The organism is Streptomyces sp. TLI_171 (genome assembly GCF_003610255.1).
GTDB lineage: Bacteria > Actinomycetota > Actinomycetes > Streptomycetales > Streptomycetaceae > Kitasatospora.
In genome coordinates, this window is sequence record NZ_RAPS01000001.1 from 1,913,768 (window position 1) to 1,935,392 (window position 21,625).

The window sequence follows — 21,625 nt, forward strand, 5'->3', positions numbered from 1 at the left end:
GAGGAAACGGTGGCGCAGGCCCCCACCGCCCCGGCCCCCGCCGCCCCGGCCGCCACCCGGCCGATCCGCTGGACCAGGCCCGCCACCTGGCCCCCCGAGGTGCTCGCGCTCGCCGCGTACTGGGTCGCCGGCCGCGTGCTGATGATCGGCATGATCCGCTCCGGCAGGGCCGAGCAGGCCGTCGAGGTGCACCGCATCTACCACGACTGGTACCGGGTGCTGCGCACCGGCACCTTCCCGGTCGACGACGTCACCTGGCAGTACCCGCCCGGCGCGGCGCTGCCGATGCTCGCCCCCGCCGTGCTGCCCTTCCTGACGTACCTCCAGGCCTTCGTGGTGCTGATGATCGCCACCGACGCGCTGGTGCAGCTCGCCCTGCTCGCGGTCGGGCTCGGCCGGCCGGGCCGCTCCACCGGCGGCGCCTGGCTGTGGGCGCTCGCCCTGCCGCTGCTGCTGGGCCTGCCGTACGGCCGCTACGACCTGCCGGCCACCGCGCTCGCCGTCGGCGCGCTCCTGCTGGTGCCGGCCCGCCCGCGACTGGCCGGGACGCTCGCCGGGATCGGCGCGCTGGTCAAGGTCTGGCCCGCGCTCACCGTGCTCGGCACCCCGCGCGGCCGCACCACCCGGCAGGCCTGGACGGCCACCGCGGCCTCCGCGCTCGCGCTGCTGCTGGTGCTGGCCGCCGTCTTCGACCACGCCTTCGACTTCCTGCACGCCCAGCACGGCCGGGGCGTCGAGATCGAGTCGCTGGGCGGCAGCGCCCTCCAGGTGGCCCGGCTGTTCGGCTGGCCCGGGCGGGTCGAACAGCACTACGGCTCGCTGGAGTTCCTCGGCCCGTACGTGCACCGCATCTCGCAGCTGTCGCTGCTGCTGACCGTCGCCGCGTTCGGCTGGCTGCTGCTGTGGCGGCTGCGCGCCCGACGCTGGACGGCCGCCACCCCGTACGACGCCGCGCTCACCGCCGTCCTGCTGTTCACCCTGACCAGCCGGGTGATCTCGCCGCAGTACCTGGTCTGGCTGATCGGCCTGGCCGCGGTCTGCCTCACCGTCGAGGGCACCACCCAGCGCCCGATCGCCTACCTGCTGCTGCCCGCGGTCGGCGTCACCACCGTCGACTTCCCGCTGTTCTTCGACGCGATGAAGGCCGGCGGCTGGCAGCCCACCGCGGTCATCCTGCTCCGCAACGGGCTGCTGCTGGCCGCCGGCGCCTGGTCCGCCGCCCGGCTGTGGCGGGCCACCGTCTCCCCGCCGCCCGCCCCGACCCCCGGGCTGCGCCCGGTCGCCGCGAAGCCCGCTGCCCACGACGCCGACGCCGATCCCGACCCGGACCCCGATCCGGTCCGGGCCGCCTGAGCCCGGACCGGCGGCCGCCGTACACTCCGACCCATGGCCGACACCACGCTGGACCGGCTCGCCGCCGGCAAGTACCTGCTGATCACCAGTTACAAGAAGGACGGCAGCGCCGTTCCCACGCCGGTCTGGGTGGTCCGGGACGGCGACGCCCTCGGCGTGTGGACGGTCGCCGACTCCTGGAAGGTCAAGCGGATCCGGCGGCGGGCCGAGGTCCTGGCCGGCCCGTGCGACGTCCGGGGCAACCCGACCGGCGAGTCCGTGCCCGCCACCGCGACCCTCGCCGACGCCGACACCACCGAGCGCTACCGGCAGCTGCTCGCCCGCAAGTACGGCGTCCTCGGCCGGCTCACCCTGCTCGGCAGCCGGCTGCGCCGCGGCCGCACCGGGACGGTCGGCATCACCGTCCGCCTGGACCCGGCCTCCTGACGGCGCGTCAGGCCTCGTAGGGCAGCAGCTCGGGGCGCTTCGCCGGACGTCCGTCCCCGGAGGAGCGGCCGCGCAGCCGACGGCCGATCCACGGCCCGACGTGGGTGCCGAGCCAGCGCAGGTCCTCGCGCGCCTTCCGGCCGCGGGTACGGGTGTCGGGCTCGGCCAGCGGCGCCCGCCAGTCCTCCGCGGACGGGCGGCCCAGCGCCTCCAGCACCGCCATCGCCACCCGGCGGTGGCCCTCCGGCGACAGGTGCAACCGGTCCTCCGCCCACAGCCGGCGGTCGTCGAACACCGGTGCGGAGAACAGGTCCACCAGCACCGCGCGGCCCGGGTTCTCCCGCACCACGCCCTCCACGAACGCCTTCATCCGCAGGATGGCCGGCAGCAGCCGGGCACTTCCGGCCATCCGCCGGGTCGGGTCGGTGGAGGTGAACAGCACCACGGTGCGGCCCTCCGCGACCAGTTCGCGGGCGCACTCGCCGAGCCGCCGCTCGACCTCGGGCACGTCGCAGCCCGGCCGCAGCACGTCGTTCAGGCCGCCCGCCAGCGTCACCAGATCGGCGTCCGTCGCCGCCGCCAGGTCCACCTGCTCCGCGCGGATCTGGCCGATCAGCTTCCCGCGCACCGCCAGGTTGGCGTACCGGAACCCGGGCTGCTCGGCCGCCAGCACACCCGCCACCCGGTCCGCCCAGCCGCGAAACTGCCCGTCCGGCAGCAGCTCGTCGCACATCCCCTCGGTGAACGAGTCCCCCACCGCCACCATCGCCCGGTACTGCCGCACTCCGCCTCCTGGGTCGCTCATCCGCCCCACCCTACCGAGGCGGTGCGCGGCCTCAGCCGGCCGAGCTCCCCGGTCTGGGGACCACGGCCAGCTCCGCCGGGCCGTTGATGATCATGGTGGGCAGCCGGGGCGGGGCCGTGCCGGGCCGTGCCAGGGCCAGCTCCGGCAGCTGCCCGAACAGGGTGGTCAACGCGATGTCCGCCTCCAGCCGGGCGAGCGGTGCGCCGACGCAGAAGTGCGGGCCGTAGCCGAACGCCAGGTGGGACTTGTCGGCGCGGGTCGGGTCGAACTGGTCCGGGCGGTCCGGGTGCGCCTCCGGGTCCCGGCCGGCCGCGGCGAAGCCGATGACGATCGGGTCGCCCTTGCCGATCACCACGCCCTCGCCGAGGTCGATGTCCTCGATCGCGTACCGCATCGGGACGTGCATCACGGGACCTTCCACCCGCAGCGTCTCCTCCACCACGTCCGCCCAGCCGATCGTCCCCGCCCGGACCCGGGCCAGCTGCTCGGGGTGGGTGAGCAGCGCCAGCACCGCGCTGGTGATCAGGTTGACGGCGGTCTCGAAGCCGCCCGTGATCATCGTGAACAGCGTGCCGGTCAGCTCCGGGTCGGCGAGCGGCTGCTCGCCCGGCCGGTCCGACAGCAGCAGATCACTCGTCAGATCGGCCGCCGGGTGCGCCCGCTTGTGGGCCAGCAGGGCTCCCAGCCGCTGGTCCAGGTCCCGCTGGGCGGCCAGCGCGCGCTCCTCGTCCAGCGAGGAGTCGAGCACCTGGTCGATCACGTCGCAGAGCGCGACGCGCATGCCGTCCGGCACGCCGAACAGGTCGCAGATCACCGTCAGCGTGAGCGGCCGCGACAGCGCCGTCCGCAGGTCCACGCTCTCCCCGGGCGCCAGCGCGCCGAGCGCCGCCACCAGCCGGTCCGCGGTCGCCTGCACCAGCGGCCGCATCGACTCCACCCGCCGCGGCAGGAAGGTCGGCGCGATCCGGCCGCGGGCCCTGCGGTGCTCGGCGCCGTAGGCGTTCACGAAACTGTCCTGGAAGGTGACCGGCCCCAGCACCCAGCCCTCCGGCACGTCCGCCGCGCCGGGCCAGTGCCGCCGGTGGTCCCGCGACACCCGCGGATCCGTGGTCAGTGCCTGGATCACCGCCCGCCTGGTCACCGACCAGGCGCGCACGCCGCCGGGCAACTCCACCAGCACCGCGGGCCCCTGGGCCCGCAGCCGGGCGGCCTCCTCGTGCAGCGCACTTCCGGTCGGATCGAGAAACGGACACCTGGACTCGGACGAGGACGACGGCACGGCGATGCTCCCCTCACCTCCACCCGGGCCGCCACTTCCACCCGGCGGCCCGCCGACTGCACGGCGCAGTCACATCATGGAGCCCGCCCGGCCCACCCGAAAGCCTCGGCGGCGCATTGTCCGGAACCCGCCCCCTCGGTCAACTCTTCTTGCTCATAACACAATTGATGCCCCATCAGGCCGTCTCACCGCTCGCCACGGCTACGCCCCCGCGCGAGCTCGTCGCCGCCGCCGGGAACCGCGGGCCCGCCACCACGTACCCCGCGTCCGGGACCTCCGGCTTCAGCAGCGCCATCCGCTGCAGGTACCGCAGGTCCTCGGCGGCCGCCTCCTGATCGATCCCCTCGGCCCGCGCGTACCGTCCGAGCCGCACCCGCCCCGCCCACGCCACCTCGAACAGCGCCGCCGCCTGCCGCTCGCTGAACTCCAGCGGGCCGGCGACCTCGGCCAGCGCCTCCCAGCACCGGCCCGCCCGGCCCAGCCGACGCCTCACCTCCGCCAACCGGCTCAGGCAGTCGAGGACCGCGGACTGCAACGGCTCGGCCGACCGCCACGCGTCGTACCAGCCGAACGCCACCGGGAGTCCGACCCCGCGCGCCAGTACCAGCGTCCGCAGCAGCTCCGCCACCTGCGCCCCGGCGGCCGGCCACGGACCGAGCTCGGTCAGCGCGCGCTCCGCCGTCACCGCCCTGGCCAGCGGGTGCGCGTCCGGGTCCGGCTCGTTCAGCCACGCCACCAGCTCGCCCAGCCCCGCGGTGCTCCCGGACTCCCCCGTCAGCACCCGGTGCAACTCGTCCAGCAGCCCGGCGCCGTACCGGAACCCGCCGTCCCCGTCGAGCTCCTGAAGGCGGATCAGCGCCCGCCCGAACGCCACGTCCCGTTCCTCGAACCCGGCCACGGCCACCCCGTCGAGCACGTCCCCCACCGCGGCCCCCTCGAGCCGCCGCCCGCCGCGCAGCGCGGCCGCCTCCGCGACCGCCTCCGCCCGGACCCGCTCCACCGCCCGCCCCGGCAGCCCCGCCGCACTCCGCCGAAGCTCCGCCACCACCCCGTCCAACTGCGCCAACCACGCCCCCACCACCCCGGACGCCCGCGGAATCTCCCAGCCCATGCGCCCATCATCCCCGCCCCCGCCGGGCCCCCCGCAAGGGGCCGGCGCGGGTGGGTCAGGCGGAGGTGAGGGCCACGGAGGCTTCTGGGGTGTGGAGTTGGAAGGTGAGGGATTCCTGGAGGTAGAGGTGGACGGTGGCGTCGTCGTGGGAGAGGTAGCCGATGGAGAGGTCTTCGCCGAGGTGGAGTTCGAAGTCGCCGCCACGGGCGGAGAGCAGGACGGCGCCCTCCACGGCGGGGGCCCAGATGATCTCGCCGTCGAGCAGGCGGGCGAGGTGGTTGTGGACGGGATAGCCGTGGTCGGAGGTCTCGTTGACGGCGGTGAAGGTGTCGGCGCCGAGCAGGAGGGAGTAGGGGCCGCCGACGCCGGCCAGGCGCAGCGCGGTGAGGGCGCGGCTGACGGCGTTGGGGTATTCGCGGACGTCGGCGGGGAGGGCGACGGGGTGGTTGCTGGAGCCGTCGCGGATGCCGGTGATGCCGGCGGCGGTGTAGCCGTCGAAGATGGCGCGGTCCTCGGCGAGGGCGATGGTGCGGGCGGCGTCCTTGACCGGGTCCCAGTCGGAGTCCTTGGAGCCGCGCTCGACGTCGTCGACGGCGGCCCGGGTGACGGTGAACGGGACGCGCAGTTCGACCACCGGCCGGCATTCGCGGGCGCGGGCCCGGATGCCGTTGCCGGGGGCGGCGATGTCGCTGAGGTGCCCGGTGCCGACGGCGGCGAGCTCGGGTCCGTCGGGGCCGTGCAGGTCGACGACGCGGCGTCCGGCGACGTGCAGCTTGAAGGTGCGCCGGGCCTCCTCCTCGATCTCGGCCCAGGCCGCCACGGAGACGGGCGCCAGTTCGCGGTGCAGGTTGTTCATGGTGCGGTGCTCCTCTTCAAGCTGCCGATGTGGAGGCTGCCGTCGCGCAGCGGCAGCGGCGTTGACGGGGCGTCGGCGGCCTGGCCGGGGGCGGGCGGCGGGTCGTTCAGGAAGTCCGCGCTGGGGACGTGGAAGAAGGTGCCGGTGACGGCGGTGGAGAAGTCCAGCAGCCGGTCGTGGGCGGCGGGGCCGCGGCCGAGGAACATGTTGCGGAGCATCTCCTCGGTGACCCACGGGTCGCGGGCGTAGCCGATGAAGTAGGTGCCGCACTCGCCGCCCTCGGCGAAGGAGCCGAAGGGCATGTTGAGCCGCCAGATGTCGCGGTCCTCGCCGTCGGGGCCGGTGACGGTGTTCAGCGCGACGTGCGAGTCGGCGGGCTTGGCGGCGTCGTCGAGTTCGACGTTGTCGAGCTTGGTGCGGCCGATGATCAGTTCCTGGCGTTCGGTGCTGAGGCCGTGCCAACCGGCCATGTCGTGCAGGTACTTCTGCACGATGACGTAGGAGCCGCCGGCGAAGTCCGGGTCCTCCTCGCCGATCAGCACGGCGTCGGCGGCGTCCTGGCCGACCGGGTTCTCGGTGCCGTCGACGAAGCCGATCAGGTCGCGGCAGTCGAAGTACCGGAAGCCGTGGGTCTCGTCGAGCACGGTGACGCTGTCGCCGAGCCGCCGGCTGAGCAGGGTGGCGATCTCGAAGCACAGGTCCATGCGTTCGGCGCGGACGTGCACCAGCAGGTCGCCGGGGGTGGCGGGGGCGAGGTGCCGGGGGCCGGCGAGTTCGACGAAGGGGTGCAGCCCGGCGGGTCGGGGGCCGGCGAACAGGCGGTCCCAGGCGTCGGAGCCGATGCCGAGGACCAGGCTGACCCGTTCGTGCGGGGCGCGGGTGCTGACGGTGCGGGCGAGTCCGCCGAGGTCCGGAAGCAGGTCGCGGACGGTCTGCTCGCCGCCGTCCTCGATCCCGAGCACCAGGAACACGGCGGCCCCGGTCAGCGTGGAGAGGACCGGTTGGGGCTGCGGCATGGCGGATGCTCCCAGGGTGCTGCCGGGTGGTGCGGACGCCCGCCGACCATACCCGGCAAAAGGTTCGAGATTCCGCCATAGCGCCCGAATCGGGCGTGTCCTCAGCCCCGGTTGCCGCGCCGGTCCTGCCGCAGGTCCGCGAGCTGCTCGGTCATCAGGGTCAGGAACCGCCGCACGGTGGCGAGTTCCTCCGCCCGGAACTCGGCGCGCACCCGGTCGGTGCGGTCCGCGACGGGCGCGAACCAGTCGCCCGCGATCCGGGCCGCGTCGGGGTGGTAGTGCACGTGCACCTGGCGTCGGTCGGCGGCGTCCCGGGTTCGGTGCACGTGGCCGGCCCGCTCCAGGCGGTCCAGCACGGCGGTCACCGCGCCGGAGGTGAGGCCGAGTTCGGCGCGCAGCTGCCCCGGGGTGATGCCGGGCGGGTCGGCGGCCCGCAGCACGGCCAGCAGTGCCTGCACGTCGGTGGCGTGCAGACCGGAGGCGGCCGCGAAGTCGTGCCCGAGCAGGTTCATCTCGGACGCCAGCCCCTGCAGCAGCCGTCCGAACTCCCGGCTGCCGGCCTCCCGCTGCCCCACCGGCCGCTCCTCACCCACGCACGATCACCACGTCCGCGACCCTAGCGCGCCGGCCAGCAGGGCGAGCGCGCCCGGCAGGTCCCGGGGCATCAGCGCGTCGGGCGGCCGGGTGGCTGCCGTCCAGCCGGGTCCGGCGGTGAGCAGCGCGGGGCGGGTGCGGGCGCCACGGCCGCCCCTGGCGGCGGCGGGCACGGCCCGGGCGGGCGCCGGGTCGGCGGTGGCGCGGGTCTGCGACCAGAGCAGCACCGCGGCGGGGCCGGTCCGGCGGACCGCGCCGGCGAGCGCGTCGGCGGGCAGCGCCGGGCCGAACATCCGGTACGGCAGCCCGAGTTCGGCGAGCGCGGCGGCGACGGCCTCCAGCGGCAGGGTGTGCTGTTCGCCGGGCATCGCGGCCAGCAGCACCGGCGGTCCGGCCGCCGGGGGCGCGGAGCCCGGGCCGGCCCCGGGTTCGGCGACCCGGCGCAGCGCGCCGGACACGTGCCAGGACAGCAGGTGCTCGACCTCGACGTACCGTTCGCCGCCGCCGGCGGCCCAGCGCCGTCCGGCGGCCCGCAGCGCGGGGGCCATCAGGTCGGTCCAGGCGGCGACCGCGCCGAACCGCTCGACCCCGTCGCGCAGGATCCGGGCGACCTCGGGCCCGTCCAGCCGCCGGGCGGCGCGGGCCAGCCCGCGCACCTCGGGCCGCACCGCCGGGGCCTGCGCCGCGACCGTCGACGCGGCCCCGGCCGCCGCGCCGGACCGGGCCAGCCGGGCCGCCTCCGCGGGTGACACCCCGCGCGCGGTGAGGCGGCACATCGCCTCCAGCACGGCCACGTCGGGCTCCGCCCAGAGGCGGTGGCGCCCCGCCTCCCGTTCGGCCGGGCCGATGCCGTAGCGGCGTTCCCAGGAACGGACGGTGGTCGGCGACACCCCGAGCCGCCGGGCCACCGCCCCGGTGCTCAGCGCTGGCTCTGGCATCCCGTCAACCTACCGCCCCGGGTCGGCGCGGCGGGGCCGCGGGCGTCTGCTCGACCAGGGTGGCGGTGGCCCGGTCGAGGAACTCGCAGAACCGGCGGTGGTGACCCGGGCGGAGTTCCCGGCCGCGTTCGGCGAGCAGCGCTTCGACGTGATCCTCGACCCGGTCGGCGGCCCGACCCGGCGCGCCAACCTGGCGCTGCTGGCGCCGCACGGCCGGCTGGCGGTCTACGGCAACCTCGCGAGCTTCGAGCCGGTCGAGGTCTCGGCGAACGAGCTGCTGACGCACGGTCAGTCCCTGCTGACCTACAACAGCAACCTGCTGAGCCGCACCGACCCCGACCGGCTGGCCGCCCGCGCGGCCCGCGCGCTGGCGCTGGTGGCCGACGGCTCGGTGCGGGTCGACGTCACCGCCGAGCACCCGCTCGCCGCGGCGGCGGAGGCGGTCGACCGGCTGGCGGCCGGGGCCACCCTGGGCAAGAGCGTGCTGCGGATCCGGTGAGAAAAATCCTCTCGATCACAAAGTCTCTCAATGATTGAGATATTCTCTCGGTCATGCCGTCCTCCCCGCGCCGTCTGCGCTTCCTGCTGCCACTCGTCCTGCTGCTGATCTGGCTCGCCCTGGGCGGCGCGCTCGGGCCGTTCGCCGGGCGGCTCGGCGAGGTGTCCAGCAACGACGGCGCGGCCTTCCTGCCGCGCAGCGCCGAGTCGACCCGGGTCGCGCAACTGGAGAAGGACTTCCGGACCGAGGCGACCCTGCCGGTGGTCCTGGTCTGGGAGGCGGACTCCGGACAGGTCGACGAGGCGCTGCGCGCCGACGCCGCCCGGGCGTTGGCGGCGGCGGTGCAGGTGCCGGGCGCGACCGGGCAGGTCTCGCCGCTGCTGCCGTCCGAGGACGGGCGGGCGCTGGAGGCCGTGCTGCAACTGCGCGCCGACCTGGGGCCGGACACCAAGGTGGCGGTCGGCGCGATCCGCGAGCGGGCCGGGCAGGTCCGGGGGGCGGTGAGCGGGGTCGCCGGGCCGGCGGCGGTGCTGGCCGACCTGTCGGGCGCGTTCGCGGGCATCGACGGGCTGCTGCTGGGAGTGGCGCTCGGCGTGGTGCTGCTGATCCTGCTGCTGGTCTACCGGGCGGTGCTGCTGCCGCTGCTGGTGATCGCGGGCGCGGTGTTCGCCCTCGCGGTGGCCTGCGCGATCGTGTACGCGCTCGCACAGCACGGGGTGGTGCGGGTGGACGGACAGGTGCAGGGGCTGCTGTCGATCCTGGTGATCGGCGCGGCGACCGACTACGGGCTGCTGTACTCGGCCCGCTTCCGCGAGGAGCTCGCCGCCGGCCGGGACCGGTTCACCGCCGCCCGGACGGCGCTGCGCCGCTCGGCCGAGCCGATCGGCGCCTCGGGCCTGACGGTCGGCCTGGGCCTGCTGGTGCTGCTGCTCTCGGACCTGACGAACAACCGGGCGCTGGGCCCGGTCGGCGCCATCGGCATCGCCTGCGCCGTGCTGTCCGCGCTGACCTTCCTGCCGGCCGTCCTGGCCCTGTCCGGCCGGGCCGCGTTCTGGCCTGCCCGGCCGACCGCGGCGGGCAGTTCGGGCCGGCTGTGGCAGCGGGTCGCCGAGCTGGTGGGACGCCGTCCGCGCCTGCTGTGGGTGGGTTCGGCAGCGGTGCTGGCGGCGCTCGCCGCGTGCGCCCCGCTGCTGGACGCCCGGGGTGTCCCGCAGTCCGAGCTGTTCACCACCGCGCAGCCGTCGGTGGCGGCGCAGCGCCTGCTGTCGGGGCACTTCCCGGGCGGCTCGGGCAACCCGGCGGTGGTCGTCGCCCGCGCGGACCGGGCGGACGCCGTGGCGGCGGCCGCGCAGGTCCCCGGCGTCGCCTCGGTGCGCCCGTACACCGGCGGCGCCCCCACCGACCCGCCGGTGGTCGCGGACGGCCTGGTCCGCCTGGACGCGACGCTCGCCGACCCCGCCGACAGCGACGCGGCGCTCGCCACCGTCGCCCGGCTGCGGACGGCGGTGCACGCGGTGGACGGCGCGGACGCCCTGGTCGGCGGGTACTCGGCGCAGCAGGCGGACACCCGGACGACGGCCCGGCACGACCGGACGCTGATCATGCCGGTGGTGCTGCTGTGCATCCTGGCGGTGCTGGTGCTGCTGCTGCGCTCGGTGCTGGCGCCGGTGCTGCTGGCGGCGACCGTGGCGCTCTCCTACCTGGCGACGCTGGGCGTCTCCGCACTGGTCTTCCCGCACGTGTTCGGCTTCTCGGCGACGGATCCGTCCGTCCCGCTGTACGGGTTCGTGTTCCTGGTGGCGCTCGGCGTGGACTACAACATCTTCCTGATGACCCGGGTGCGGGAGGAGACCGCGGCACTGGGCACCAGGGCGGGAGTGCTCCGCGGGCTGACCGCCACCGGCGGGGTGATCACCTCGGCGGGCGTGGTGCTGGCGGCGACCTTCGCCGCGCTCGGCGTGATCCCGCTCGCCTTCCTCGCGCAGATCGCGTTCATCGTGGCGTTCGGCGTGCTGCTGGACACCCTGCTGGTGCGCTCCCTGCTGGTCCCGGCGCTGGTCCACGACCTGGGCGGCCGGGTCTGGTGGCCCGCCCGCAAGGCGGACTGACCGCACGTCAGCTCCCCGGAGCTCTTCCACCCTCCGCGCGGCGGTCACGGGCGGTGGGCGGCCGTCAGGATTCGACGGTGGTGTACCAGTGCTCGCGGACGGCGTCGGTGGGCCGGGGCGGGCCGAGCTCCGGGCCGCCCCAGTGCGCGAGGGCCTCGATGACGGGTCGCAACCCGGTTCCGCGGTCGGTGAGTTCGTAGACCGTGGCGTTGGCGGGGCGCTCCAGGCGGCGGCGCTCGACCAGGCCCTCGCCCTCGAGTTGCTTGAGGCGGGTGGCGAGGATGTCGGTGGAGACGCCGGGCAGGTCAGCGTGCAGGTCGGTGTAGCGGCGCGGTCCGCCCAGGAGTTCACGGACGATCAGGAGGCTCCAGCGCTCCCCCACCGCGTCCAGGGCGCGGGCGACGGCGCAGTACTGGTCGTAGCTTCGGCGTGGCATGCCGTCAGCATAGCCAATAGGTTGGACTTTCCAAGTCCTTACTTGGTAGAACGAAGCAAGCCGGCCGCAGGGGCTCGGTGACGGGTCGGGAGGCCGCTGATGGAGTTTCGCCAGTCCAGCAAGCTGAAGGACGTGTGCTACGAGATCCGTGGCCCGGTCGTCGACACCGCCAACGCCCTGGAGGAGGCCGGCCACAGCGTGCTGCGCCTCAACACCGGCAACCCGGCCCCGTTCGGCTTCGAGGCCCCGGAGGAGATCCTCCAGGACATCATCCGCAACCTGCCCAACGCGCACGGCTACAGCGACTCCCGCGGCATCCTGCCCGCCCGCCGGGCCGTGGTGCAGTACTACCAGCAGCGCGGCGTCCCGGGCGTGACGGTCGACGACGTGTACCTCGGCAACGGCGCCTCCGAGCTGATCCAGATGGCCGTGCAGGCGCTGGTCGACGACGGCGACGAAGTCCTGGTCCCGATGCCGGACTTCCCGCTCTGGACGGCCGTGGTCCGGTTCGCCGGCGGCAAGGCGGTGCACTACCTGTGCGACGAGGAGGCCGACTGGTACCCGGACCTCGACGACATCGCCTCCAAGATCAGCCACCGCACCAAGGCCATCGTGGTGATCAACCCGAACAACCCGACCGGCGCGGTCTACCCGAAGGAACTCCTCGAAGGCATCCTCGACCTGGCGCGCCGTCACCACCTGCTGGTCTTCGCCGACGAGATCTACGACAAGATCCTCTACGACGACGCCGAGCACCACTGCCTGGCCGCCCTCGCCGACGACGTGGTCACCCTCACCTTCAACGGCCTCTCCAAGGCCTACCGGGTGGCCGGCTTCCGCAGCGGCTGGCTGGCCGTCTCCGGCCCCAAGGAGCACGCCAAGGACTACCTGGAGGGCCTGAGCATGCTGGCCGCCATGCGACTGTGCCCCAACGTGCCCGCCCAGTACGCCGTGCAGGCCGCGCTCGGCGGCCACCAGTCCATCAACGACCTCACCCTGCCCACCGGCCGCCTCACCGAGCAGCGCGACGTCACCTGGCGCGCCCTCAACGACATCCCCGGCGTCTCCTGCGTCAAGCCCAAGGGCGCCCTGTACGCCTTCGCCAGACTCGACCCGGCCGTCCACCGGATCGTCGACGACGAACGCTTCGTCCTCGACCTGCTGCTCCGCGAGAAGATCCACATCGTCCAGGGCACCGGCTTCAACTGGCCCCGCCCCGACCATTTCCGCTTCGTCACCCTCCCCCGCGCCGACGAACTGGAGACCGCGATCAACCGGATCGGCCGCTTCCTCGCCACCTACCGCCAGTAGCAGGCCGGTTGGCGGCGCGGACGCCCCTCGGTCCACCGTGTGCGCATGCGCACCTCCGGCGTCCGCGCCTTCACCCACCGCCAACCCCGGGGCCGGACCGACAGGTTCCCGGTCAGCCCGGCCGGCGAGGAGTTCCGCCTGGACCCCCGGGCGGTCCTGGTAGCCGCCCGCACCAGCGCCCGGCTCACCCGAGCCGGCACGTCCGGGCGGGCGTCGAAGCGGCGTTGTCGCGGCGCGGTCGGATTGCCGATCGGTAACGAAGCCATCACTCCACGTCCACTGCTTGCACACACTCGGAAGGATGACGTCCCGTCACCTCCGTCCTTCCGAGATGAGCCGTCTTGTCCCTCTCCCTCCGCCTGCGCCGGGCCTCCGCGGCCGGTGCGCTGCTGGCCGCCGCGCTGTTCGCCGCCGCCTGCGAGCCGGCCGACCCGGCGCCCGCACCGGTCGCCTCCTCCGCCGCCGGCACGCCCGCCGCCCCGAGCCCCACCCCGACGCCCACGCCGACGCCGAGCCCGACGCCCACGCCGTCGCCCAGCCCGACCGCCGCGGCACCGACCACGCAGGCCCCGCCGCCCGCCCCGGCCACCAGCAAGCCCGCCCCGGCCCGGACCACGGCCACCGCGAAGCCGCCGGCCGAGCCGACGCAGACCGCGCAGGCGGCGGGCTGCCACCCGCTGTCCAACGCGGGCAACTGCTACAAGGCGGGCCAGTACTGCCGGGCCTCGGACCACAACGTGGAGGGGACCGACGCGAGCGGACGGGCCATCAAGTGCCTGGACGACAGCGGCTGGCGCTGGAAGTACCTCTGACGGCGCCTCAGCGGCGCGGCCCGTACATGATCACGCCGACGCCGGCCAGGCAGGTCAGCGCGCCGAGCACGTCCCAGCGGGTGGGGCGGAAGCCGTCCACCACGACGCCCCACAGCAGTGACCCGGCCACGAACACCCCGCCGTACGCGGCCAGCACCCGGCCGAAGTTCGCGTCCGGCTGCAGGGCGGCGGTGAAGCCGTACAGGCCGAGCGCGAGCACGCCCAGCCCGGCCAGCCACCACGGCCGGGACTCGCGGACGGACTGCCAGACCAGCCAGCAGCCGCCGATCTCCAGCAGCGCGGCCACGGCGAACAAGAGGATCGAACGGGCGGTGCTCACCCGGGAACCCTAACCAGGACGCCCCGGACCCGCCGGCATCGGGTCCGGGGCGCCGCGGCGCGGCGTCAGTGACCGCGCTCGCTGCGGCCCGCGCGGCGGGCGATCGAGTAGTGGTCGATCCGGGCGCCGTTCTCGGCCAGCGCGGTGACCTTCATGGTGGTGGTCGCGCCGCGGTGCGCGGGGGTGACGTCCACCTTGATGAAGGAGTAGCCGGTGTAGCGGACCCGCGACCACTCGACGGTCTCGACGACCTTGGTGGCGCCCTTGTCGAAGTGGTAGGTGACCACCTCGTCCTGGTGGTTCTCGTGGCCCTCGTAGGTGTCGGGGGCGTCGAAGGAGTACAGGCTGCGGCCCGCGGCGCCGGCGGTCACGTAGACCACGCCGTCCTTGGCCGGGTCGACGGTGGCGCCGCTCGGCACCGCCTTGTTGACCTTGTTGCCGAGGATCGCGTCGGTGCGCTCGTACACGTGGTTGTGGCCGTTGATGACCAGGTCCACCCGGTACTTCTCGAACAGCGGCACCCAGGCCTCGCGGACCCCGCCCTCGGAGGCGTGCTGGTGGGTGGTGGAGAAGGCGCAGTGGTGGAAGAAGACCACCACGAAGTCGATCGCCTCGTCGGCCCGCAGCTCGCGCAGCCTGCGCTCCAGCCAGGCGGTCTGCCGGCCGTTGGTGTAGCCGAAGTTGACCGGGATCTCGTACGAGACGTCGTTGGCGTCCAGCGAGATCACGCCGACGTTGCCGTAGGTGAAGGAGTACACGCCGGGCGCGGTGCGCGGGTCCGGGCCGTTGGTCGGCAGGGTGAAGCGGGCGTCGTCGCCGCCGTACCCGTTGTGCGAGTACCAGGCCTCCATGTCGTGGTTGCCGTAGGAGACCATCCACGGGATCTTCGCGGCCACCGTCTCGGTCTGCGCCAGGAACGCGTCCCAGGTCAGCGCGTTGAACGCGACCTTGTCGCTGTCCAGGCCCTGGCCCATCGGGTCGGCGTAGCAGATGTCGCCGGCGTGCAGGTGGAAGACCGGCTTCTGCGCCAGGATCACGTTGTCGTTGCCCGCCGCGTGCGCGCTGACGCCCTGGTCGCCGAAGGCGGTGAAGGTGAACGGCTCGAACGGCCGGTTGTGGCGGCCGCCCCGGGACGGCGCGGTGGTGAAGGTCTGCAGGGTGGAGATCGCCTGCTGCGCGGCCGGGTCGAAGCCCTCGTGGCCGACGCCGTAGTAGTACGTGGTGCCGGGCTGGAGCCAGTTCAGCTCGACGTGCAGGTAGTACTGGTCGACGGGGGTGCCCCCGTCGGTCAGCGCCGGGGTGTGCAGCGCGCGCACCTCGGCCTCGATCTTGTGGCTGAGGTCCCAGGGGTGCCGGCCGAAGCGCAGGAACGGCTTCTTCACCGGGGCCGGGACCTGCCAGGACACCCGCATCTGGGTGTCGGCCTCGGCGCCGAACTGCAGGTGGCGGCCGACCGGTGCGACCAGCGAGCCGGTCACCGTGTCCGCGGTGCTGCCGGCCGGGGCGGCGGACGCGGCGCCGGAGCCCAGCGCCCCGCCGACCGCGATCGCGCCGACCGTCACCGCGCCGGAGCGCAGCAGGGTTCGGCGGGACAGCTTGCTGCGGAGGTACTCGTGCTGCTCCGCCATGCTCATCCGGGCGGCGAGCTTGGCGGGCACGCCCATGTTGGGGATATCCATGCGCGGAGACTGTCAGCGGCCGGTGGCCGCCGTCCGCCCGGTCGGTGAACGAACGTCATCGTGTCGGTCTGGTCGAACACATGATCAGACCATGAGCAGGTAAAACCGTGCCGGAGGCCCGCTACAGCGGCTCTCCCGGAACCGCCAGGTACGCCTCCCGCAGCCGCGCCGCCCCGTCCACCGGGAACTCCCGGCCGTCCACCGCCGCCACCGGGCGCACCCCGACCGCCGCGTTGGTCGCGAACACCCCGTCGATGCCCGCCAGTTCCGGCCCGACCCGCTCCTTGACCCCGCCGCAGACCCCGCGCAGCAGCGCCATCGCCGTCCCCGCCAGGTACGCGCCGCGCGGCCAGACCAGGTCGCCGCCGCGCAGGAACCCGACGTTCCAGGTGCCGCCCTCGGTGATCGCGCCGTCCGCGTCCACGAACAGCGCGTCGTCGAACCCGGACTGCTGGGCCAGCCGCCGCTGCCGCAGCACCCCGAACAGCGCCACGCTCTTCACCTCCGGCAGCTCCCGCTCGAACCGCACCGTCCGCACCCGCAGCGGCCCCGCCGCGCCCCCCGCCGGACGGACCGTCACCAGCACGCCGGGCTCGGCCTTCCCGCCGATGCTCCCCAGGTCGATCGCCGGGTCGAACAGCGTCACCCGCACCGTCACCGCCCCCGCCGGCGGCGCCTGCCGCCGGGCGAACTGCCGGATCCGCTCCAGATCCGGCCGGACCCCGAACAGCGCCGCGCAGTCCCGCTCCAGCCGCGCCAGGTGCAGCCCCAGCCCCCGCACCCGGCCGTCCTCCACCACCATGGTGGTGAAGTGCCCGTAGTTGGTCAGCGCCAACGCCTGCAACTGCGCCGCCGTCACCGGCCGACCGTCCAACTCCGCCACCGCGCCGCCACTGTTCACCCCGCCATTGTCCCCGCGCGGGAACCCGCCGTGCGACGGTGGATCGCCGCAGCACGGTAATCGCCGTGCGAGGTGCGCCGGGCGCGGGTTAGGTTCGCAGGATGACTTCCACCGAGACCCAGCGCCAGGCCGTCCCCTTCGAGGACGGCGGCGAACTGGCCACCGCACTGGCCTTCCTGACCTTCGCCAGGGAGTGCGTCGTGAAGAAGACCGACGGCCTGACGGAGGAGCAGCTGCGCCGCGTCCTGGTCGACACCGGCACCAACCTGCTGGGCCTGGTCCAGCACCTGACGGCCGCCGAGCGGTACTGGTTCGGCCACCACGTGGCGGGCCTGACCCAGTACCAGGACGTCGACTTCGGCATGGCCGTGCCGGAGGAGGTCTCCGCCGAGCAGGTGCTCGCCGCCTACCGGGAGGCGATCGCGGCCAGCGACGCCGCGATCACCGCGTCCGCGGACCTCTCCCGCCCGGTCGCGGTCCCGGTCCGCGAGGAGCTGCTCTCGGTCCGCTGGGTGCTCGCCCACATGACCGGCGAGACCGCCCGGCACGCCGGCCACGCCGACATCCTGCGGGAGCAGATCGACGGCGTGACCGGCCGCTGACGGCCGCCGGGGTTGCCGCGGCGGCCGCCGGGGCGGCTCAGGCGGTGGCCTGCGCGGCGGCCCGGCCGGCCGCCCGGCCGGAGAACAGGCAGCCGCCGAGGAAGGTGCCCTCCAGCGAGCGGTAGCCGTGGATCCCGCCGCCGCCGAAGCCGGCCGCCTCGCCGGCCGCGTACAGGCCGTCGAGCACCGAGCCGTCGGCGCGCAGCACCCGGGAGTCCAGGTCGGTCTCCAGCCCGCCGAGGGACTTGCGGGTGAGGATGTTGAGGCGGACGGCGATCAGCGGACCGGCCTTCGGGTCGAGCAGGCGGTGCGGCGAGGCGGTCCGGATCAGCTTGTCGCCGAGGTAGCGGCGGGCGCCGTGGACGGCGGTGACCTGGAGGTCCTTGCTGAACGGGTTGGCGATCTCGCGGTCGCGGGCCTCGATCTCGCGGCGCAGCTCGACCGGGTCGATCGCGGGCGCGTCGCCCTGCCGCTCGTTCATGCCGCGGACCAGCTCGTCCAGGGTGTCGGCGACCACGAAGTCCGGGCCGTGCTGCTTGAAGGCCTCGACGGGGCCGGTCGCGCCGGGCAGGGCGCGGCCGAGCACGCCGCGGATCGAACGGCCCGTCAGGTCGGGGTTCTGCTCGGAGCCGGAGAGCGCGAACTCCTTCTCGATGATCTTCTGGGTGAGCACGAACCAGGTGTGGTCGTGCCCGGTGGTCATGATGTGTTCGAGGGTGCCGAGGGTGTCGAAGCCGGGGAACAGCGGGACGGGGAGGCGCTGTCCGGTGGCGTCCAGCCAGAGCGAGGACGGGCCGGGCAGGATCCGGATGCCGTGCTTGGCCCAGATCGGGTTCCAGTTCTCGATGCCCTCGGTGTAGTGCCACATCCGGTCGCCGTTGATCAGCCGGCCGCCGGCCGCCGAGGCCACGTCCAGCATCAGCCCGTCGACGTGCGCGGGGACACCGGAGAGCAGCTTCGCGGGCGGGGTGCCGAGCCGCTCCGGCCAGGCGGCCCGGACCTTGTCGTGGTTGCCGCCGATGCCGCCGGAGGCCACCACCACGGCCTGCGCGCGCAGTTCGAACTGTCCGGCGACCTCGCGGGAGCTGGCCTCGCCGCGCTGCACGGCGCTGGGCGCGAGCACCTCGCCGCTCACCGTGTCCAGCGAACCGCCGCTCGCCGCCAGGCCGGTGACGCGGTGCCGGAAGCGCAGCTCGACCAGGCCGGCCTTGACCGCCTCGCGGACCCGGCGGGCGAACGGCTCGACGATGCCGGGTCCGGTGCCCCAGGTGATGTGGAAGCGCGGAACGGAGTTGCCGGGCCCGGTGGCCAGCAGCCCGCCGCGTTCGGCCCAGCCGACCACCGGGAACAGCCGGACGCCCTGGCCGTGCAGCCAGGCGCGCTTCTCGCCGGCCGCGAAGTCGACGTACGCCTCGGCCCAGCGGCGCGGCCAGGCGTCCTCCTCGCGGTCGAAGCCGGCGGTGCCGAGCCAGTCCTGCCAGGCGAGTTCGCGGGAGTCCTTGATCCGCATCCGGCGCTGCTCGGGCGAGTCGACCAGGAACAGGCCGCCGAAGGACCAGTGCGCCTGGCCCCCGAGCGAGCCGGCCGGCTCCTGGTCGAGCAGGATGACGCGCCGTCCGGCGTCGGCGAGTTCGGCGGTGGCGACCAGGCCCGCGAGGCCCGCTCCGATCACGATGACGTCGGCGTCGTAGGCCATGCGGGAGGTCCTTCCAGGATGCTCCGGAGTTCGGGGTGCCATGATCCTCCGGTCTGCGGGTCCGCAGGTCAACCCACCGGTAACCTGCGTCGGACGCGCCGCGCCCCCGCCCGGCCGGAGCGGCGGGACGGGGGCGCGGCGGCCGACGGGGCGTCAGGGCTTGATCCGGACCACCTGCGGGTCGTGGTCGGAGGCCTGGGACGCGAACTCGCTGTTGATGTGCACCACGTCGTAGCGGACGTGCTGCGGCTTGAACGCGTTGCTGACCAGGATGTGGTCGAGCACCTGCGAGTTGCCCTGGTAGACGTAGGAGTAGCGCTGGTCCTCGGGCAGGTCGTTGACCAGGTCGCGCAGGCCGCAGTCCTCGGTGAGGGTCTGCAGCGCGGGCGAGAACTGGTAGTCGTTGAAGTCGCCGAGCGAGACGATCCGGGCGTTCGGGTCGGCGTTCAGCAGCTTGGCGACGAACGCCTGCTCCACGGTGGCCTGCTTCTGGCGCTGCACCTCGGAGCTGCGGGTGGGGGCCTGGAAGCGGCTGTCGATGCCCTGGTCGCCGCCCTTGCTGTTGAAGTGGTTGGCGATCACGAAGACCGGCTTGTTGTGGAAGCTGAACTGGCCCACCAGCGGCTTGCGGCTGCTGGTCCAGGCCTCGTTGCCGGGGTCGATCCGGCCGGGCGAGGCGGTCAGCGAGGTGCGCTTGCCGGAGCCGGTGACGTCCACGGCGGTGGTGGCGTCGCCGCCCGCGATGTCGGTGAAGGACACCCGGTCGGGGTTGAACAGGAACACCTGACGGATGTTGCCGCCGGGCTCGCCGCCGTCCTTGCCGTCCTCGGGGTTGATCGAGCGCCAGTCGTAGGACGGGCCGCCGGCCGCCTTGATGGCGTCGATGAAGGTCTGCACGGTGGCCGAGGCGTCCACGGTGCCGTCGCTGACCGCGCCGTTGTCGTCCTGGATCTCCTCCAGGGCGACGATGTCGGGCGAGCCGAGGTTGGTGACGATGCCCTGGGCGAGCTGGGCGAACTTCTCGGCGCCGTCGCTGGGGTCGAGGTTCTCCACGTTGTAGGTGGCGATGGAGAGTTCGCTCGGCAGCTGGCGGTCGACGACCTCGCGCTGCAGGCCGTTGTCCTGGACCGCGCCGACGGTGTTCGCGGCGATGGTGTAGCCGCCGAACTGGTTGTAGTCGAGCGGACCGGCGGTGGCGCCGGTCAGCTCGTCGCCGACGTTGGCGACCGGGAAGGGCTGCTCGGTCAGCGGCGGCAGCGACTGGATCATGATCCGGCCGTTGTTCGGCTTGTCGTAGCCGAGGTAGACCACGCCGCCGCGCTCGGTGCGCGGGTCGGTGGCGACCGCGTCCACCCAGAGCTCGTTGTACTTGTCGGTGGCCTGCACCACCGGCACGTCGGCGACCTGGACGTTCATGCCCTCCAGCGACTCGTAGAAGTCGAGGGCGTACGTGGACGGGTCCAGGGTCAGGCCGTCGATGGAGCCGCCGGCCGCGTCCGGGGCGTAGGCGGCCGGGATGTTCGAGCCGTCCAGCACCACGGGGGCGGGCGCCGGGTTGCCGGAGGACAGCACGGTGACCTTCGGGGCGGTCAGCTCGGTGATCGACTGCGAGCCGCCCGAGCTGTTCGGGTAGTACTCGCTGACCTTGCCGGTGACCAGCACCGAGTCGCCGACCTTGACGGCCGGGGTGGCGGAGCCGGTGTAGACGAACACGCCCTCGCTGGTGGCCGGGTCGGCGTCGGGGGCGGTGTCCTGGATCCAGAAGCCCTTGGTGCCGTAGCCGCGCACGCCGGTGACCACGCCGGGCACGTTGGTGACGGTCTGTCCGTTCTTGGGCGACACCCGGGTGGTGCCCTGGATGTCGTGGATCCGCAGCGGGCCCGGGACCGGCGGGGTCGGCGGGGTGGTGCCGCCGCCGGTGCCGCCGCCGGCGCTGTCGCCCTTGGAGTTGGTCGGGGTCGGGTCGCCCGCCGCGAAGTCCTTGGCGTTGTCGTCGGTGTCGGCCAGCGACGCCGGGCGGGCCACCGAGGCGGTGTTGGACGCGCCCGCGATCGGGTTGGCCTCGCGGACCACGGCGGTGCCGAAGCCCACCAGGTCGACGATGCGCGGGTCGGCGGCGCAGTCCGCGGCGGTCTTGCAGGTCAGCGCGGCGGTGCCGTTGACCAGCGCGACGGTTCCGGAGGTCGCCGACAGGGCCAGGGTGCCGGCGGCGTCCGCGGCCGGCAGGTCGACGGTGCCGCCGGCGCCGGGGCCCTCGCCGATCAGGTAGCGGCCGCCCGCGGCGACCGAGCCGGTCAGCGGGGTGACGCCCCACTGGCTGTTCGCGCCAGGGGTGCCCGGCAGGTACTGCACGCTGTAGCCGGACAGGCCGAAGGCCGCGCCGGACGGGTTGCCCAGCTCGATGAAGTCGTTCTTCAGCGTCGCGCCGGAGTTGCCGCCGCCGCCGTACACCTCGGCGATCACCGCGCCGGCGGACGGCGCGGCGACCGCGCCCGGCAGCGGGACGAGGACCAGGGACGCGGCGACCGCGGCCGGCGCGGTGACGCGCAGCAGCGTGCGGCGGGTGCGGCGGGCGGAGGTGGGGCTGGGCACCGTTGCGGGGCTCCTTCGTGGCAGGACCATGGCCCGGGCGCTCGCTGGCCGGCCCGGGTGGTGTGAGGGTTCGTCAGAAGGCTGGTAGCCGGGGCCGGTCCGGGGTCCCCGGTCCGCCCCTGGACGGCTACTCGCGTAGATCCAGACCCGAAGATACGCGCGTAGAAGTTGACGCGACAAGGGTCCCGACGTGAACTTCTCGCTACCGCCGGGGACCCGGGCAGCCGAAAGGGGCACCCGCAGGGTGCCCCTTCGCCGGCTCCGTCCTGAC

At 74.2% G+C, this 21,625-nt stretch carries 19 protein-coding genes and 1 pseudogene; 7 read left to right on the forward strand and 13 right to left on the reverse strand.

Annotated elements, in window-relative coordinates; all coding sequences use genetic code 11:
• Nucleotides 1-9 precede the first annotated feature (9 nt).
• Nucleotides 10-1,353: a glycosyltransferase family 87 protein gene (locus BX266_RS08735; RefSeq protein WP_259464611.1), complete on the forward strand. Its 1,344-nt coding sequence runs from the start codon at nt 10-12 to the stop codon at nt 1,351-1,353.
• Between the two features lie 33 nt (nt 1,354-1,386).
• A complete protein-coding gene (locus BX266_RS08740) occupies nt 1,387-1,779 on the forward strand; it encodes a PPOX class F420-dependent oxidoreductase (RefSeq protein ID WP_099898330.1) in 393 nt (130 codons plus the stop codon).
• 7 nt (nt 1,780-1,786) lie between these two features.
• Here the strand turns inward: BX266_RS08740 and BX266_RS08745 are convergent, their stop codons facing one another.
• The 7 genes from BX266_RS08745 to BX266_RS08775 all read right to left on the reverse strand — a co-directional run bounded on the left by BX266_RS08745 (nt 1,787) and on the right by BX266_RS08775 (nt 8,378).
• On the reverse strand, nt 1,787-2,584 hold the full coding sequence (locus BX266_RS08745) for an SGNH/GDSL hydrolase family protein (RefSeq protein WP_099898331.1): 798 nt from the start codon (nt 2,582-2,584) through the stop codon (nt 1,787-1,789).
• A gap of 31 nt (nt 2,585-2,615) precedes the next feature.
• Nucleotides 2,616-3,863 (reverse strand): cytochrome P450, encoded by a 1,248-nt coding sequence (locus BX266_RS08750; protein WP_099898332.1) that lies wholly within the window; start codon nt 3,861-3,863, stop codon nt 2,616-2,618.
• Between the two features lie 175 nt (nt 3,864-4,038).
• Nucleotides 4,039-4,974, reverse strand: a complete 936-nt coding sequence (locus BX266_RS08755; RefSeq protein ID WP_099898333.1) for a hypothetical protein — start codon at nt 4,972-4,974, stop codon at nt 4,039-4,041.
• A gap of 55 nt (nt 4,975-5,029) precedes the next feature.
• Nucleotides 5,030-5,830 (reverse strand): family 1 encapsulin nanocompartment shell protein, encoded by an 801-nt coding sequence (locus BX266_RS08760; RefSeq protein ID WP_099898334.1) that lies wholly within the window; start codon nt 5,828-5,830, stop codon nt 5,030-5,032.
• Nucleotides 5,827-6,846 (reverse strand): Dyp-type peroxidase, encoded by a 1,020-nt coding sequence (locus BX266_RS08765; RefSeq protein WP_099898335.1) that lies wholly within the window; start codon nt 6,844-6,846, stop codon nt 5,827-5,829. Before BX266_RS08765 ends, BX266_RS08760 begins: the two co-directional genes overlap by 4 nt.
• A gap of 101 nt (nt 6,847-6,947) precedes the next feature.
• Nucleotides 6,948-7,421, reverse strand: a complete 474-nt coding sequence (locus BX266_RS08770) for a MarR family winged helix-turn-helix transcriptional regulator (protein ID WP_259464613.1) — start codon at nt 7,419-7,421, stop codon at nt 6,948-6,950.
• Nucleotides 7,422-7,445: 24 nt separating this feature from the next.
• On the reverse strand, nt 7,446-8,378 hold the full coding sequence (locus BX266_RS08775; protein ID WP_099898336.1) for a MerR family transcriptional regulator: 933 nt from the start codon (nt 8,376-8,378) through the stop codon (nt 7,446-7,448).
• Nucleotides 8,379-8,478: 100 nt separating this feature from the next.
• On the opposite strand from BX266_RS08775, the gene BX266_RS08780 reads away from it, so the two are divergent.
• Complete coding sequence (locus BX266_RS08780) at nt 8,479-8,877, forward strand: zinc-binding dehydrogenase (protein ID WP_259464614.1); 399 nt, start codon at nt 8,479-8,481, stop codon at nt 8,875-8,877.
• A gap of 53 nt (nt 8,878-8,930) precedes the next feature.
• Nucleotides 8,931-10,985 (forward strand): MMPL family transporter, encoded by a 2,055-nt coding sequence (locus BX266_RS08785; protein WP_099898338.1) that lies wholly within the window; start codon nt 8,931-8,933, stop codon nt 10,983-10,985.
• 82 nt (nt 10,986-11,067) lie between these two features.
• Here the strand turns inward: BX266_RS08785 and BX266_RS08790 are convergent.
• A pseudogene (locus BX266_RS08790) lies at nt 11,068-11,421 on the reverse strand (winged helix-turn-helix transcriptional regulator); the annotation flags it as partial.
• Between the two features lie 99 nt (nt 11,422-11,520).
• On the opposite strand from BX266_RS08790, the gene BX266_RS08795 reads away from it, so the two are divergent.
• Both BX266_RS08795 and BX266_RS08800 read left to right on the forward strand, forming a co-directional pair.
• Nucleotides 11,521-12,732, forward strand: coding sequence for a pyridoxal phosphate-dependent aminotransferase (locus BX266_RS08795; protein WP_099898340.1), 1,212 nt, complete (start codon nt 11,521-11,523; stop codon nt 12,730-12,732).
• 341 nt (nt 12,733-13,073) lie between these two features.
• On the forward strand, nt 13,074-13,544 hold the full coding sequence (locus BX266_RS08800; RefSeq protein ID WP_099898341.1) for a hypothetical protein: 471 nt from the start codon (nt 13,074-13,076) through the stop codon (nt 13,542-13,544).
• 7 nt (nt 13,545-13,551) lie between these two features.
• On the opposite strand, the gene BX266_RS08805 is transcribed toward BX266_RS08800, so the two are convergent.
• The 3 genes from BX266_RS08805 to BX266_RS08815 form a co-directional block, all read right to left on the reverse strand.
• Nucleotides 13,552-13,884: a YnfA family protein gene (locus BX266_RS08805; protein WP_099898342.1), complete on the reverse strand. Its 333-nt coding sequence runs from the start codon at nt 13,882-13,884 to the stop codon at nt 13,552-13,554.
• 65 nt (nt 13,885-13,949) lie between these two features.
• Nucleotides 13,950-15,563 (reverse strand): metallophosphoesterase family protein, encoded by a 1,614-nt coding sequence (locus BX266_RS08810; RefSeq protein ID WP_099898343.1) that lies wholly within the window; start codon nt 15,561-15,563, stop codon nt 13,950-13,952.
• Nucleotides 15,564-15,684: 121 nt separating this feature from the next.
• Complete coding sequence (locus BX266_RS08815; RefSeq protein WP_099907596.1) at nt 15,685-16,446, reverse strand: aminotransferase class IV; 762 nt, start codon at nt 16,444-16,446, stop codon at nt 15,685-15,687.
• Between the two features lie 119 nt (nt 16,447-16,565).
• Between BX266_RS08815 and BX266_RS08820 the strand changes: the two genes are divergently transcribed.
• Nucleotides 16,566-17,066, forward strand: coding sequence for a DinB family protein (locus tag BX266_RS08820; protein ID WP_099898344.1), 501 nt, complete (start codon nt 16,566-16,568; stop codon nt 17,064-17,066).
• A gap of 37 nt (nt 17,067-17,103) precedes the next feature.
• On the opposite strand, the gene BX266_RS08825 is transcribed toward BX266_RS08820, so the two are convergent.
• Nucleotides 17,104-18,762, reverse strand: coding sequence for an FAD-binding dehydrogenase (locus BX266_RS08825; protein ID WP_099898345.1), 1,659 nt, complete (start codon nt 18,760-18,762; stop codon nt 17,104-17,106).
• 153 nt (nt 18,763-18,915) lie between these two features.
• Nucleotides 18,916-21,354, reverse strand: coding sequence for an endonuclease/exonuclease/phosphatase family protein (locus BX266_RS08830; RefSeq protein ID WP_399169267.1), 2,439 nt, complete (start codon nt 21,352-21,354; stop codon nt 18,916-18,918).
• Nucleotides 21,355-21,625: the final 271 nt, after the last annotated feature.

Bases quoted from the DNA above. Each gene is read 5' to 3' on its own strand.
- BX266_RS08740 (WP_099898330.1), top strand. From the start codon at position 1,387: ATGGCCGACACCACGCTGGACCGGCTCGCCGCCGGCAAGTACCTGCTG.
- BX266_RS08745 (WP_099898331.1), bottom strand. From the start codon at position 2,584: ATGAGCGACCCAGGAGGCGGAGTGCGGCAGTACCGGGCGATGGTGGCG.
- BX266_RS08755 (WP_099898333.1), bottom strand. From the start codon at position 4,974: ATGGGCTGGGAGATTCCGCGGGCGTCCGGGGTGGTGGGGGCGTGGTTG.
- BX266_RS08760 (WP_099898334.1), bottom strand. From the start codon at position 5,830: ATGAACAACCTGCACCGCGAACTGGCGCCCGTCTCCGTGGCGGCCTGG.
- BX266_RS08765 (WP_099898335.1), bottom strand. From the start codon at position 6,846: ATGCCGCAGCCCCAACCGGTCCTCTCCACGCTGACCGGGGCCGCCGTG.
- BX266_RS08775 (WP_099898336.1), bottom strand. From the start codon at position 8,378: ATGCCAGAGCCAGCGCTGAGCACCGGGGCGGTGGCCCGGCGGCTCGGG.
- BX266_RS08785 (WP_099898338.1), top strand. From the start codon at position 8,931: ATGCCGTCCTCCCCGCGCCGTCTGCGCTTCCTGCTGCCACTCGTCCTG.
- BX266_RS08795 (WP_099898340.1), top strand. From the start codon at position 11,521: ATGGAGTTTCGCCAGTCCAGCAAGCTGAAGGACGTGTGCTACGAGATC.
- BX266_RS08810 (WP_099898343.1), bottom strand. From the start codon at position 15,563: ATGGATATCCCCAACATGGGCGTGCCCGCCAAGCTCGCCGCCCGGATG.
- BX266_RS08820 (WP_099898344.1), top strand. From the start codon at position 16,566: ATGACTTCCACCGAGACCCAGCGCCAGGCCGTCCCCTTCGAGGACGGC.
- BX266_RS08825 (WP_099898345.1), bottom strand. From the start codon at position 18,762: ATGGCCTACGACGCCGACGTCATCGTGATCGGAGCGGGCCTCGCGGGC.